Annotated in this window: 10 protein-coding genes and 1 pseudogene; 9 read left to right on the top strand and 2 right to left on the bottom strand. The window is 65.9% G+C overall.

What is annotated here, in order from left to right:
- Positions 1 to 330: 330 nt before the first annotated feature.
- A complete protein-coding gene (locus ACXJKH_RS06010; protein WP_457318662.1) occupies positions 331 to 1,167 on the top strand; it encodes a hypothetical protein in 837 nt (278 codons plus the stop codon).
- Positions 1,168 to 1,185: 18 nt separating this feature from the next.
- The gene (locus tag ACXJKH_RS06005; protein WP_457318661.1) at positions 1,186 to 1,323 is read left to right on the top strand and encodes a hypothetical protein; all 138 of its coding nucleotides are present in this window, start codon (positions 1,186 to 1,188) and stop codon (positions 1,321 to 1,323) included.
- Positions 1,324 to 1,392: 69 nt separating this feature from the next.
- Here ACXJKH_RS06005 and ACXJKH_RS06000 read toward each other — a convergent pair whose 3' ends face one another.
- Together ACXJKH_RS06000 and ACXJKH_RS05995 are read right to left on the bottom strand one after the other, a co-directional pair.
- A complete protein-coding gene (locus ACXJKH_RS06000) occupies positions 1,393 to 4,140 on the bottom strand; it encodes a TonB-dependent receptor (protein ID WP_457318660.1) in 2,748 nt (915 codons plus the stop codon).
- A gap of 298 nt (positions 4,141 to 4,438) precedes the next feature.
- Positions 4,439 to 4,621, bottom strand: a pseudogene (locus ACXJKH_RS05995) (glycoside hydrolase family 97 C-terminal domain-containing protein); the annotation flags it as partial.
- A 233-nt stretch (positions 4,622 to 4,854) separates the two neighbouring features.
- On the opposite strand from ACXJKH_RS05995, the gene ACXJKH_RS05990 reads away from it, so the two are divergent.
- The 7 genes from ACXJKH_RS05990 to ACXJKH_RS05960 form a co-directional block, all read left to right on the top strand.
- The gene (locus ACXJKH_RS05990) at positions 4,855 to 7,074 is read left to right on the top strand and encodes a Six-hairpin glycosidase-like protein (protein WP_457318659.1); all 2,220 of its coding nucleotides are present in this window, start codon (positions 4,855 to 4,857) and stop codon (positions 7,072 to 7,074) included.
- Positions 7,071 to 8,558 (top strand): MFS transporter, encoded by a 1,488-nt coding sequence (locus ACXJKH_RS05985; protein ID WP_457318658.1) that lies wholly within the window; start codon positions 7,071 to 7,073, stop codon positions 8,556 to 8,558. The genes ACXJKH_RS05990 and ACXJKH_RS05985 overlap by 4 nt, the downstream gene beginning before the upstream one ends.
- Positions 8,558 to 10,279 (top strand): alpha-amylase family glycosyl hydrolase, encoded by a 1,722-nt coding sequence (locus tag ACXJKH_RS05980; RefSeq protein WP_457318657.1) that lies wholly within the window; start codon positions 8,558 to 8,560, stop codon positions 10,277 to 10,279. Before ACXJKH_RS05985 ends, ACXJKH_RS05980 begins: the two co-directional genes overlap by 1 nt.
- Before the next feature lie 94 nt (positions 10,280 to 10,373).
- Positions 10,374 to 10,865 (top strand): GNAT family N-acetyltransferase, encoded by a 492-nt coding sequence (locus ACXJKH_RS05975; protein ID WP_256776403.1) that lies wholly within the window; start codon positions 10,374 to 10,376, stop codon positions 10,863 to 10,865.
- A gap of 81 nt (positions 10,866 to 10,946) precedes the next feature.
- Entirely contained in the window at positions 10,947 to 11,327 is a 381-nt protein-coding gene (locus ACXJKH_RS05970; protein ID WP_457318656.1) for an SseB family protein, read from the top strand.
- A 121-nt stretch (positions 11,328 to 11,448) separates the two neighbouring features.
- Positions 11,449 to 12,948, top strand: coding sequence for an ATPase domain-containing protein (locus ACXJKH_RS05965; RefSeq protein WP_256776401.1), 1,500 nt, complete (start codon positions 11,449 to 11,451; stop codon positions 12,946 to 12,948).
- A gap of 67 nt (positions 12,949 to 13,015) precedes the next feature.
- Positions 13,016 to 14,054, top strand: a 1,039-nt coding sequence (locus ACXJKH_RS05960; protein ID WP_457318655.1) for a PAS domain-containing protein, incomplete at its 3' end; no start/stop codon positions are given.

The raw sequence follows: 14,054 nt of genomic DNA, 5'->3' as shown, positions 1-14,054 counted from the left end.
CGCCAGGGCTGAGCTTTTCCGGTAGTGGTGGTACGTTCGGGACGGAACCTTCGGGGTTCCGTCCTTTTTTTATGGGGCAGCGGGAAGGTGCAGAGCATTGCCAGGCGCCGCCTTGGGTAGGTACTGACCGTTGGTCGGTACGCTTCTGCGGCGTCAAGAGCAGCCGGGTAGACCCCGGCTCCACAATGGCCACGGTTTGGTGTTGCATCGCGAAGACTGTGATGGGTGAATCAGTTACTGATATCGCCGGATAGATATACAAGTTCTCGCATGGTTTGGCGGATAGGCAGGCGGAAGACTGGAGCCTCGCTCGCGTAATGGGGATTCAGCATGTATTCGACCACCTGCAAAAAACCGGCTCAGCGCCGTTGCCGTTACATCGTCGCTGCCGGCCTGTTGATGCTCGCGTTCAACGGAATCGCCGCGTCGCATGAAGCGGGTGCTGCGCACGTGGTGACCAACCCCACGCTCGACGAAGCCATGCAGGACACCACGGTAATTACCTCGCTGAAGACGCTGCTGGGTAACCATTACGCCGCGTTCCGAAGCCGCTTCGACCAAGTCGCACAACCGGTGCCGCTCAAGGACGGTGGGCTGCTGCTGGATGGGTGGCAGGCCGATGCCTACGACACGCATGCCGCGGTGATTGTGGTTCTGCCTGACGGCGGCCTTCATGCTGCGTACTTCGACAGCGGCACATCGGAGGTCGTTTGCTTTTCTACGCCAGGCGCGCCCTGCCACTATGCCATTGCCATGTGGGCAAAGCGGTTTGACGTTTCGGCATGGAGAAGTGCTGCTCCGTCCTCGCCCGAAGCCTTCTGGGCACCGTTTCATCAATCCGGGCCGAACGCTGAAGAGCAGGTCGCCATGCGGAGCGTAGCAGCGTCAATATGGTCCCGGGAGATGGCGGACAACTGGAACATGAATGCTGGCGTAGGCGATGTGCTGGGTGGCGCCACCAAGCACATCATGGACTGCTCGGCCGCCTTCAGTCTGGTGCCCAAACCTGTGGGGTGGGTTCCCGGTTGGAGCTACGTAGCCAAATCAGCAGGGCAGATTGTGACTTACATCATCGGGGTTTCAGGCAACCGGGCGTATCGAACGTGTGTCGTTTCGGCATCACGCGACTGGCGCAGCTTCATCGAGTGGGCCTCGATTGACCTTTGATTCTTTGAGGCGGCATGCATGTGGGAGTTGATGGGTCAGTTTGCCAGCCTGCTTGCCGATCAGATCGGGCATCTTTTCGCCCGGCGCAGTGTGCGTGTGCTGCTGGTGGTGATCGTAGTGGTGGGTATTGGCAGCACGCTGCTGGTTCACTCTTGACCGCGCACCGCACACATAAAAGAACCCGCCGTGGGAGCGGCGGGTTTTCGGTGCTGCAACAGCGGTCGATCAGAACGTGTAGTTCACGCCCAGCATGTAGGTGCGGCCCCACTCCACGTATTCCAGCGGACGGTCCTTGGTGCCGGCGTAGGTGCGGTACGGCTCGTTGGTCAGGTTGCTTCCCTGCAGCAGCAGCGTCAACCCGTGCAGGCTGCTGCTCTCGGCGAAGGTGTAGCTCACCTGCGCATCGGTCACGTTCTCGCCGACCACGTAACGCAGCGTGCGGTTGCCGTTGAAGTTGCCGATCTCACCGATGAAGTCCGAACGCCGACGCTGGCTGATGCGCGCCTCGAAACCGCTGCGCTCGTAGTAGGCAGTCAGGTTGTACACGCGCTTGGACAGACCGGGCAGGCTGATCGGACCATCACCCACCGATGAGGCGCTTTCCGGATCACGGATGCTGACATCACTGTCGTTGAAGGTGGCACTGGCTTGCACGCCGAAGCCGCGCAGCGACGGCGAGAACATGTCCAATGGGAACGACGCGGTCAGTTCCAGTCCACGCAGCATTCCACCCTTGCCATTCTCCGGTGCGGTGAATGTACCGGTGGTCTGCGCCGGCGGCGAACCCACCGGCGGCGCGTAGTCGGCGACGAACTGCGAGAAGTCGTAGTTGTCCTGGGACTGCGTGTAGATGTAGGTCTTCAGCTGCTTGTAAAACACCGCTGCAGCCACGTACGCCTTCTCGCCGAAGTACTTCTCATAGGACAGATCCAGCGCATTGGCCCGCCATGGATCCAGCAGCGGGTTACCGCCACTGGCGCCGGGCTTGCCGGTAGCCACATCCACGCCGAACTCGAGCGACGAACGCATCTGGTCCACACGCGGGCGTGCCACCTGCTTGGCTGCGGCAAAGCGCAGCGTCTGCTGGTGCGGGAACATGAAAACCAGGTTCATGCTGGGCAGCCAGTCGTTGTACGCCTTGCCGTCGCTGAACGGACGCACGTTGCTGCCGGCCGGCTGCGAGGAGTCCCAGTAATTGGACTGCGAACTCTGGTCGGTGTGCTGCATCTGCACGCCGATATTGCCGCGTACGCCAACGTCGCCGATGTCGGTGTTGATGTTTGCGCGCAACCACGCGGTGGTGATCTTCTCCTGCACCGTCCATGCCTTGGGGACCAGGTAGGACAGGTCGTCGGTCGGCTCGAACACCATGTAACGATCGACCGCCGCCGGCACGTTCCACGACGGGATGTAGCCCATGCCGGCAAAGCCCAGGTTGACCGGCGCGTACTGCAGGTCGCCGGCGATGTTGGCATCGCCCTGGTCGCCGAGCAGGATGTTGCCTTCGGCCTGGGTCTTGTCCTTGCGGCGGTCGGCGTAGTTGACGCCCACGTCCACGTCGGCGAACCACGGCAGCGAATCGGGCAGGGCGAAGGTGGCCTGCAGGCGAGCGCCCTTCAGGCGGTCTTCGACCATCGGCACCTTGCCGTAGCCGGAGCCGTAGATGGTGTTGGTCAGGAACAGCGCATCGGGATTGGCGTAGTTCAGTCCCGGGCTGATCTGCGAGAACCCGTCCGGCTTGACCGCCACGCCGACCGAGTCCAGCTGCGGCATCGGGGTGAGCTGCAGGTTGTTTTCCAGATTCAGTTCGTTGCGCGTGGCCTTGGAGTAGTTCACGTCGGCGACCACCTTGACCCGCTCGAAGTTGAACTCGTTGTTCCAGCCGAACGCGTCGATCTTGTCCTTGCGCTTGTTGTACATGCCGCGCACCAGCGGGTACACGCCGGTGGCCACGCCGCCGGCGAAGGTGCCATCGGCATTGACCTGCGGGTTGGTGATCAGCAGGCCGGGGCTGTAACCGCCGTTGTAGTTGCTGAGGTTGACCTCGAACTGGTTGGCGGTGTCGATCTGCTCGGCTTCGGTGTGGAAGGCATCCAGGGTGCTGGTCCACACGTTGGACGGGCGGAACTGCACGGTGGCCATGACGCCGTCGCGTGTGTTGTTGCCCGTGCGACGCAGCGCCTTGATGCCGTCGGAGAACACCGTGCCCGGGGCCAGGCCGGGGCGGTTGCCCTGGTCGGTCTGCTCGGTGGTCCACGGCTCGTACAGGCCCACCTGGTTTTCCTGGATCGGCATGTCGCTGTGCGCGTAGCCGATCGACACGCCCCAGGTGTTGTCCAGGAACTGGTCGATGTAGCTGGCGCTGAAACGGTTGCCGTACGGGTCGACGTTGGCGGCCTTGCCCAGCGAGCTCTTCTGGTAGCGGCCGCTGATGGCGATCACGCGCTCAGCGAAGCTGAGCGGGCGCACGGTCTGCATGTCGATGGTGCCCGACAGACCCTGGCCGACCAGTGCCGCATCGGGGGTCTTGTACACGGTCACGCCATTGACCAGTTCCGAGGGGTACTGGTCGAATTCGACACTGCGGTTGTCGCCGGTGCTGACCACTTCACGCCCGTTGAGCAGGGTGGTGGCGAAGTCCGGCGACAGGCCGCGCACGCTGATGACCTGTGCACGGCCGGCCACGCGCTGGGCGGCCAGGCCGGGCAGGCGGCCCAGCGATTCGGCGATGCTCACATCGGGCAGTTTGCCGATGTCCTCGGCCGAGATCGCCTCGACCACCGAGGTGGCGTCCTGCTTGATCGCGATCGCGTTCTCGATGCCACGACGGATGCCGGTGACCTGCACCGTGTCCAGATTGGTGGCCGCCGTCCCTGTCGGCGTAGTGGGTTCGGCGGTCTGCGCCGACGCCATCAACGGCGTCAGGGCGACGGCCAGCGCGATACTCAGCGCGCTGCGCTTGCAGTTCAACATTTTCCCCTCCCAGGCAATGTTGCCAATCGATTTTGTAGTTGCCCGGAAGACCCGGGAGCGTCATGGCGCGGTGGCCGTTGACTGCGTGGCTATGGTAGGCAGCGCGCCATCGGCGTGAATCACCCTGCATACGTATTCAATGGCGTTTACAGCGTTGGAATCGGTTACAGGCGCGTTATCGCATTCGTGCTACCGCGTGTGGACCGGTCGTGCTGGTCGTTGGCCGTGTGTGCTTTCTGTCTGGTGTCCTGGGAGCCGGCCAGCGGCCGGCACTACCGGTGATGCGGGCGTTATCGGGTTACAACGGGGTAAAGCGGATCGCCTGGCCGCCGCCGGGCGCCAGCACCAGCGTCAGCGCATCGGCACTGGTCACCTCGCGGGTGTCGCGCACGAAGGCGCACGGGTTGCTGCGGAAATCGGCACCGTCGCCATCGCGGTAGATCTCGGCGCGATAGCGCACGCTCGGCATTTCCCCTCCCAAGGCAGCCGGAACATGGCTCGGACTATAGCCACGCAGATCCTGCCCTTACGCCGCATCGCCATGAATACGTATGCAAAGGGGCGCGCATCCGGGCGCGCCGTCTACCATGGGGCCAGGCACCCTGGGAGGGGGCCGCGAGCGCAACCGTCGGTCAGTGCCATGGCGGTCTGCGTAACTACAACGCGTGCAAAGAGGGAGGGAGGCCGACGGGTGCAAGCCGGTCCGCCGCTTCGATGCTGAAGATGATCTGCCTGACCGCTGCCCTTGGGCTGGCGCTGGGTTCGACCGCAACCGCGGCGGACCTTACCTTTGATGGCCGCACCGTGCGTGCCAGCTCCGCCGCCGGGGGTGGCTTCCAGCTGCATGCGCCGCAGGGCGATGTCGCGATCGCTGCGCAGCCGATGCGCAGCCGCACCGACAGCGTGCTGTTCGATGCGCTGTTCGCGCTGGCCCAGCAGGAAATGGATGCCGACCGCGTCGATGCGATCCGCGACCCGGCCTTCAACCAGGGCAATCAGGTCCCGTGCGACTGCTTCCAGACCGGCGAACGCTGGCCGTACGTGTGGACGCGGGATGTGAGTTTTGCCGCCGACCTGGCACTGTCGCGGCTGGATCCGGTACGGACCCGGCAGTCGCTGCAGTTCAAGCTCTCGGCCRCGCGCGATGGGCATACGCCGGGGCTGTTCGTGGCCCAGGACACCGGCTCGGGCGGCAGTTGGCCGATCAGCAGCGACCGCGTGGTGTGGTTCCTGGCCGCACGCGGGCTGCTCGCTGACCGACCCTTCGCCGACCAGGTCTGGCAGGCGCTGCAGGCCACCCTGGCGCAGGATCGCGCGGCGGTGTTCGACGCACGCATCGGCTTGTATCGCGGCGAGACTTCGTTCCTGGACTGGCGCGAACAGACCTACCCGGACTGGACCCGCCAGGACGTGCGCTTCATCGGCGAGTCGTTCGCGTTGTCCACCAACGTGCTGCATTACCAGGCCCTGCGCCTGGCCGAGCGGCTGGCGCGCGAGCGCGGCGATGCCCGTGCCAGCGACTACGCCGGTTGGGCCGACGCACTGGCCACGCAGATCAACGCGCGCTTCTGGCGCGAGGACGCCGGCCAGTACATGAGCTACATCGGCGACGCCGCGCACCCGGTGCCCTACGCCAAGTACGACCTGCTGGCGATTTCGCTGGGCGTGCTGGCCGATGTGTTCCCCGCCGACCGCGCCCGCCGCGCGCTGGCCAGTTACCCGGCGGTGGAAGGCGGCAGCCCGGTGGTGTGGCCGCAGGAAGCGCAGCAGCCGATCTACCACAACCGCGCGGTGTGGCCGTTCGTCAGTGCGTACGCGCTGCGCGCCGCACGCCGTCTGGATGACGCCGCCCGCATCCAGCTGGAGATCGAATCACTGATGCGGGGCACCGCTTTGGCCGGCTCCAACATGGAAAACTACGAGATGCGCCGCCTGGCCGTGCATGTCGACGAAGGCGCGTTGAGCGGCCCGGTGGTCAACTCGCCGCGCCAGCTGTGGTCGGTGGCCGGCTATCTGTCGATGGTGCTGGAAGGCGTGTTCGGCGTGGAGGCCGATGGCAGCGTCGCCCCGAAACTACCGACCGCGCTGGTACCGCAGCTGTTCGGCAAGCGCGGCAGCATCGTGCTGGACGACGGCACGACCCGCTACGTGCTCAAGCGCCCGCGCAAGCTGGATGGCGCGTTGCTGGTGGCAAAAAACATCGTACGCAAGAACAACACCGTCACCGTGCAACTAATGGCCGTCCCCGGTAGAGCCGAGCCACGCTCGGCTGCTCCTGCTCCTGCTCCTGCTCCCGCTCCTGTTTCCGCAGCCGCCTACGCCCCCACCACACCCACCGCGCCCAAACCGGTCAAACGCGGCAAGACCTGGTCGATTCCAGTTCCCGCCAGCCACGTGTTGTGGCTGGATGGCCGCGAGGTCACCACCGCCCCGCCGCTCTCCCTCCGCGACGACGGCCACCAGCACTGCCTCAGCCTCACCCGTCGCGAAGGCACGCTGGAATCCCTGCACAGCCCGATGACCTGCGTCGGCCCGCAGCAGCGCCTCACCGGCACGGCCACGTGGCGCTGGTCCGCCACCCAGCCCACCCGCGTGCGCATCCGCCTGCGCTATGACAATCCCAATGGCCCGATCAACACCGGCGTCACCGCGGCGGTGAAGCAGCTGGTCGCCCAGTGCCCGGGCCAGCCGGCGCAGCGTGCCACCGTGGTGATGCCGCACAGCGTGGGGCCGCAGGAGTCCACGGCGGCGGAATTCGACCTGCCCAAGGGCAGCTGCCGCTTCACGCTGGAGGAGGGCTTCAACATGAGCGCGCTGGCGCACTTTGCCACCTACAACGGCGGCAAGGGCGGCCGCGATGGCGTGCTCAACCAGGCCAAGGTCAGCGCGCTGCTGATCGCCCCGATCGCCCCTGCCGCAGAGCCTGCCCGATGAGCCGCCCCGCCAAGCCAACGCTGTCGTTCTGGCAGATCTGGAACATGTGCTTCGGCTTCCTCGGCATCCAGTTCGGGTTCGCGTTGCAGAACGCCAACGCCAGCCGCATCTTCGAGACCCTCGGCGCACCGATGGATGCGGTGCCCGGGCTGTGGATTGCCGCACCGCTGACCGGGCTGCTGGTGCAGCCGGTGATCGGCTACTGGTCCGACCGCACCTGGACGCGCTGGGGGCGACGTCGCCCGTACTTCATGGTCGGCGCGTTGCTCACCACGCTGGCCCTGCTGGTGATGCCCAACTCGCCCACGCTGTGGATTGCCGCCGGCACGCTGTGGGTGCTGGATGCCTCGATCAATGTGTCGATGGAGCCGTTTCGCGCGTTTGTCGGCGACCAGCTTGCCCCGCGCCAGCGGCCCACCGGCTACGCGATGCAGAGTTTCTTCATCGGCATCGGTGCGATCGTGGCCAGCTTCCTGCCCTTCCTCCTGGCCCACTTCGGCGTGGCCAATACCGCCGGGGCAGGGCAGGTGCCGGACACGGTGCGCTATGCGTTCTACGTCGGTGCGGGTGTGCTGCTGGCTGCGATCTGCTGGACGGTGTTCCGCACCCGCGAATACACGCCGACCGAGCTGGCCGGCTTCGCCGATGCCGAACCGCCGGCCGCGCAGCAGTCGTCGCGCAGGGCCGGTCCGCCGCCGTGGGCGCAGAGCGCGCTGTGGCTGCTGACCGGCGTGCTGATGGCTGCGACCATCGCCTGGCAGCGGGGCGACAAGATGCTGTACGTGCTGGCCGGCCTGTGCGCGGCCTACGGCCTGCTGCTGGGCGCCTCGCGCCTGCTGCCGGGCACGCACATGCTGGCGCAGATCGTCGATGACCTGCGCGCGATGCCGCAGACCATGCGGCGGCTGGCGTGGGTGCAGTTCTACTCATGGTTCGCGCTGTTCGCGATGTGGATCTACACCACCGCCGCGGTAGCGGGCACCCACTTCGGCTCCACAGATCCGGCATCGGCGGCGTACAACGAAGGCGCCAACTGGGTGGGCGTACTGTTCGGTGCCTACAATGGTTTCGCCGCGCTGGCTGCGCTGCTCATCCCGCCGATGGTGCGCCTGCTCGGGTTGCGCTGGAGCCACCTGGTCAATCTGTGGCTGGGCGGGCTGGGGCTGATCTCGTTGGCGGTGATCGATGATCCCAAATGGCTGCTGCTGTCGATGGTCGGCGTCGGTTTCGCCTGGGCCTCGATCCTGTCGCTGCCGTATGCGCTGCTGTCCGACAGCGTGCCGGCGGCCAAGATGGGCATTTACATGGGCCTGTTCAATTTCTTCATCGTCATCCCGCAGTTGATCGCCGCCAGCGCGCTGGGCTTCATGCTGCGCACCTGGCTGGGCGGTGATCCGATGCACGTGCTTGCCCTGGGCGGCGCCAGCCTGCTGGTGGCCGGCGTGTGCGTGCTGCGCGTGCCTTCCACACAGGAGCTTGCCTGATGCATGGTTTTTCCCGGGTGTCGCTGGGCCTGTCCGTTGCGCTGTTGTCGGTCCAGGCCATCGCCGCGCCGCGCCCCGAGTACGTGGGCACCACCGAACCGTTCGCCAGCGATGCGGTGTACTTCGTGGTCACCGACCGCTTCGTCAACGGCGACCCGTCCAATGACCACCGCGACCAGGGCGGCACGCACCGCACCTTCGACATCCCGGTGCCATGCCCGGACAAGGTCGACGGCAACATCGGCTACCTCGGCGGTGACTTCAAGGGCGTGCTCGACAACGCCGACTACATCCGCGACCTGGGCTTCGGCGCGGTCTGGATCACCCCGATCGTGGACAACCCCGATGAGGCCTTCACCGGCAGCAAGCCGATCAGCTGCAGCAGCACCCTGACCGATCGCGGCAAGACCGGCTACCACGGCTACTGGGGCATCAACTTCTACAAACTCGATGAGCACCTGCCCAGCGCCAACCTCGATTTTGCCGGGCTTACCCGTGGCCTGCATGCGGCCAGGCTGAAAGTGGTGCTGGACATCGTCGGCAATCACGGCTCGCCGGCCTGGACCATGCCCACGCGCCAGCCGCAGTTCGGGCAGATCTTCGACAAGGACGGCACGCTCATCGCCGACCACCAGAACCTGCCGCCGCAACAGCTGGACCCGGCACACAACCCGCTGCACGCGTTCTACAACAACATCGGCCCGGTCGATAGCAAGAACGGCTCGATCTTCAGCGGCAACCTGGCCGAGCTGTCGGATTTCAACGAGCACAATCCGGCGGTGATGGACTACCTGGTTGGYGCGTACCTGCAGTGGACCGCGCAGGGCGTGGACGCGCTGCGCATCGATACCATCGGCTGGTTGCCGCACCCGTGGTGGCATGCGTTCGTCAGCCGCATCCGCGCGGCGCATCCGGGCATGTTCATGTTCGGCGAGGCTTTCGACTACGACGCCAATACGATTGCCGAGCATACCTGGCCGGCCAACGCCAACGTCAGCGTGCTGGATTTCCCGCTGCGCGGTGCGTTGTCCTCGGTGTTCGGCAAGGAACAGAAGGGCTTTGAAGCCCTGGCCGAGCCGCTGCACCTGGTCGGTGGGCCGTATGCCAATCCGTACGAGCTGATGAGCTTCTACGACAACCACGACATGGCCCGCCTGGACGCCACCGACAACGGCTTCATCGACGCGCACAACTGGCTGTTCACCGCGCGCGGCATCCCGGTGCTCTATTACGGGTCGGAAGTGGGGTTCATGCGCAGCCGCGCCGAACACGCCGGCAACCGCGCCTACTTCGGCCAGCAGCGCATCGCCGCCGCCCCGCAGAGCCCGATCTTCGGTCCGCTGCAGCGCATCGCGCAGCTGCGCCAAGCCACACCGGCGCTGCAGCGTGGCCTCCAGGTCAACGAGCGCCTGCAGGGCGATGAAGCGGTGTTCTTCCGCGTGCTGCAGCAGGGCCACACCCACCAGACGGCGCTGGTGCTGCTCAACAAGGGGGATGCCGCGCGCAGCATCGAGGTGAGCCGCTACCTGCAGGCTGGCCAGTGGCGCGATGCCCTGGGCGGGCAGCGCCAGACGGTCAAGCGGACGCTGACGACCGAGGTGCCTGCGCACGGCGTGCGCGTGTTCGTGCTGGATGCGCCGGTGGAGCAGCCTGCGCTGCAGGCCCAGTTGAAGGCAGCGGTGGACGATCAGCAGGCGCGGACCCGGCGCCTGGCGAAATAGCCTGTCACCCGTCCGGTCCGCCGCGTTGCGGTGGGCCGGGCACTACACTCGGCACCGCGACCGCATGCTGCGGTCCTCGCCGAGCACTGTCTACATGTCCCAATTTTCCCTGCGCCCCGCAACGCCGGACGATGCCGAGCGTCTGTTCCACCTGATGCAGTTCTACTACTTTGAAGCGTCTGCCTGGAGTGGCGAGGACGTACGCGCAGACGGCCTGTTTGACTGCGACCTCAACGACGTCCGGGCGTCGGTCCGCGCTGATCCGGCCTGGGCCCGGCTGTTGTTCGTCGACGATGCGCTTGCCGGGTTCGTACTGGTGGACCAGGTGGAGCAGGACGGGCGCCGATGCCCTGAACTGGCCGACCTCTTCGTGCTGCCCAGGCACCGTCGCCAGGGGCTGGCCGCGCATGTCGTCACCGCCCTGGTGCGCCCCGATGGGGGCCAATGGCTGCTCGCGGTGTTCCGTGGCGACGGCGCCGCGTACGCCTACTGGACGCGCGCGCTGCCTCGCATGGGCATGCGTGCCATCGAACTGGCCAGTGATGACCCGACCTTCCATCGGTTCCTGATCGGGGACCCGGGCTGAGGGCTACCGCGCAGGCCCCCTGGCGGCCGGCCGCCCACCGCCGCAACGGTACAATGCGTCACCCCCTGCTGCCCGTCCGCCATGACCGAACTCCCCCCGCAGACCCCGATCGAAGCCCTGCTGCAGACCGCGATGGACGGCCAACTGCCGATCGGGCCGTTCATGAAGGCGTTCGTCGCCTCCGAGGTGGTGCTGCTTACCGGCAGCCTGGTCACCCCCGACGGCAGCGGCTTCGACCCGCTCCTGTTCGACAAGCAGGGCGTGCTGCACGTGGCCGTATTCACCCACATGTCGCGCGTCGGCTTCCATGCCCAGCAGGCCCCGCACACGATCCGCATGCAGATGCTCGAGGTGCTCAAGCGGGTGCCCGGTGGCTACGGGGTGGTGGTCAATCCCGGCACGCGCCTGGGGTTGGAGCTTTCGGCCGCCGGCATCGGCGAGATCCTCAAGGATTTTGCGTAGGCCGCCGCGCGTTTTTACATCGCCCACACCTTGCTTAATGCGATTTCAGTTAGCGAAGCTGATCACACAATTTCTACACAGAAGCGGTTGCTAGACTCGCCCCGTCGAAACTGGCGAACCTATGCAGACACAATCCGCACGCATCACCACCGGCATCCAGGGCCTGGATCAGATCCTCCGTGGCGGCTTCCCGCAGGGGCGGCTGTACCTGCTGGAGGGACCGCCCGGTTCGGGCAAGACCACGCTGTCGCTGCAGTTCCTGCTCGAAGGGCTGCAGCGCGGTGAGCGCTGCCTGTATATCACCCTGTCCGAGACGGCCGAGGAACTGCGCGAGGTTGCCACCGCGCATGGCTGGTCGCTGGAGGGCCTGCACCTGTTCGAACTCGGCTCGGCCGAGGACGCGCTGGGCAACGGACGCCTGCAGTCGGTCCTGCATTCGTGGGAAGTGGAGCTGGATGAAACCGTCAACCTGATCCTGGGCGAAGTGGACCGCATCCGGCCCAATCGCGTGGTGTTCGATTCGCTGTCCGAGTTGCGGCTGCTGGCCCAGGATTCGCTGCGTTACCGCCGCCAGATCCTGGCGTTGAAGCAGTTCTTCGCGCCCAAGAGCGCCACCGTGTTCCTGGTCGATGACCTCACCTCCACCGGTGAGGACCGCGACGGCCAGTTGCACAGCCTGTGCCATGGCGTGATCTCGCTGGAGCGGCTGACCCTGGACTTCGGTCCGGCGCGTCGCCGCCTGCAGGTACAGAAGCTGCGCGGTGTGGACTTCGTCGCCGGCTACCACGACATGGTCATCCGCGAGGGCGGGCTGGAGGTGTTCCCGCGCCTGATCGCCAACCAGCATCATGATTATTTCCAAGGCACCCCGATCGGCAGCGGCGTGGACGAGATCGACAACCTGCTCGGCGGCGGTCCCCTGCGCGGCACCTGCACTCTACTCACCGGCCCGGCCGGCAGCGGTAAAACCAACGTGGCGCTGCAGTACATCTGGGCCGCGTGCGAGCGCGGCGAGAAGTGCTGCATCTTCGAGTTCGACGAGCGCGTCGGTACCCTGCTGAACCGGGCCAAGGCGCTGGATATCGACCTGCACGCGCATCTGGCGTCCGGGCGCCTGGAAATCATGCAGATCGACCCGGCCGACATCTCGCCCGGCGAGTTCTCCTGGAACATCCAGAAGGCGGTCGAGGAGCGCGGCTGCAGCGTCCTGCTGATCGACAGCCTTAATGGCTACGTGGCGGCCATGCCGCAGGAAAAGCAGCTGATGCTGCAGTTGCATGAGATGTTGTCCTATCTCAACCAGAAGGGCGTAGTCACCTTCATGGTGAATCCTCAGCACGGCCTGGTCGGCACCATGTCCACGGGAAGCATCAATGTGTCCTACATCGCCGATGCAGTGATCCTGTTCCGCTTCTTCGAGGCGCAGGGGCGCATTCGCAAGGCGATTTCGGTCATCAAGAACCGCGGTGGCGCGCACGAAGACACCATCCGCGAGCTCAAGATCGATGGCCGCGGCCTGGCGTTGAGCGGTCCGTTGAAGGAGTTCAGGGGCATCCTCACCGGCACTCCGGAATTTGTTGGCGACAGCGCGGAACTGCTGGGCCACCCGTATGCCGGATGACGAAGGCGCAACCAGTATCGTCCACATTGTCGCGCCGTTCGGGCGCGACGCCCAGAGCATTGCCGCAGTGCTGCACAGTGCGGGCCTGGTCACCTGCATCCACACCAACCTGACCGCGCTGGCCGAGGCGCTCGACCAGCGTGCCGGCGTGGTGCTGATCACTGAAGAAGCAGTGGCGACCGGCGCGGACATGCTGCTCGCGCCGCTGTCGGCACAGGAAGCCTGGTCGGACCTGCCCTTCATCCTGCTGCGTTCGCCACGTGCCCATCGGCGTTCGCCGGTGGACGGGCTGCTGCCGCAGTCGATGAACGTGGTCGAGCTGGACCGTCCGCTGGGCAGTATTTCGCTGCTGAGTTCGGTGCAGGGCGCGTTGCGCGCGCGCGAGAAGCAGTACCTGGTGCGCGACCAGATGCAGGCGCTGGCCGACAGCCGGGTCGCGCTGGTGCGCAGTGAATCGGAGCTGCGGCTGATCGCCGATGCGATGCCGGTGCTCATCGCCTTCGTCGACCGCTCCCTGCACTACCGGTTCGCCAACCGCGCCTATGAAACCTGGTTCGATCTGCCGGTCGGCGAGGTGATCGGCAGGCATGTCAGCGAGGTGGTGGGCATCGATGTGTCCGACAGCCGCAATGCGGCGATGGCGCGCGCGCTGCAGGGCGAGGAAGTGGTGTTCGAGGTCAGCTGGCCGCGACGCGATGGGTCGCGGCGCGACAGCGAAGTGCGTTACTCCCCGCGGTTTGTCGCCGACGGCGTGGCCGACGGTTTCCACGTCTTCGTCACCGACATCACCGCCTCCAAGATGGCGCTGGAGACCAGCCAGCAGCACGCCCAGGACCTGGAAGTGATGGTGGCCGAGCGCACCCGCGAACTGGAAGCGCAGATGGCCGCGCGCGAGGCCAGCGAGGCCGCGCTGCGCCAGGCGCAGAAAATGGAAGCCATCGGGCAACTCACCGGCGGCATCGCGCACGATTTCAACAACATGCTTACCGGCATCCTGTCCGCGCTGGACATCGTGCGGATGCGGCTGGAAATGGGCCGGGTGGATGACCTGGAGCGCTTCCTGGATACTGCCACCGCTTCCAGTCAACGCGCCGCCAGCCTTACCC

The organism is Stenotrophomonas sp. P5_B8 (assembly GCF_054049855.1).
The sequence above is the reverse complement of the archived record's forward strand: the minus strand, read 5'-3'. Positions and strand labels throughout refer to the sequence as shown.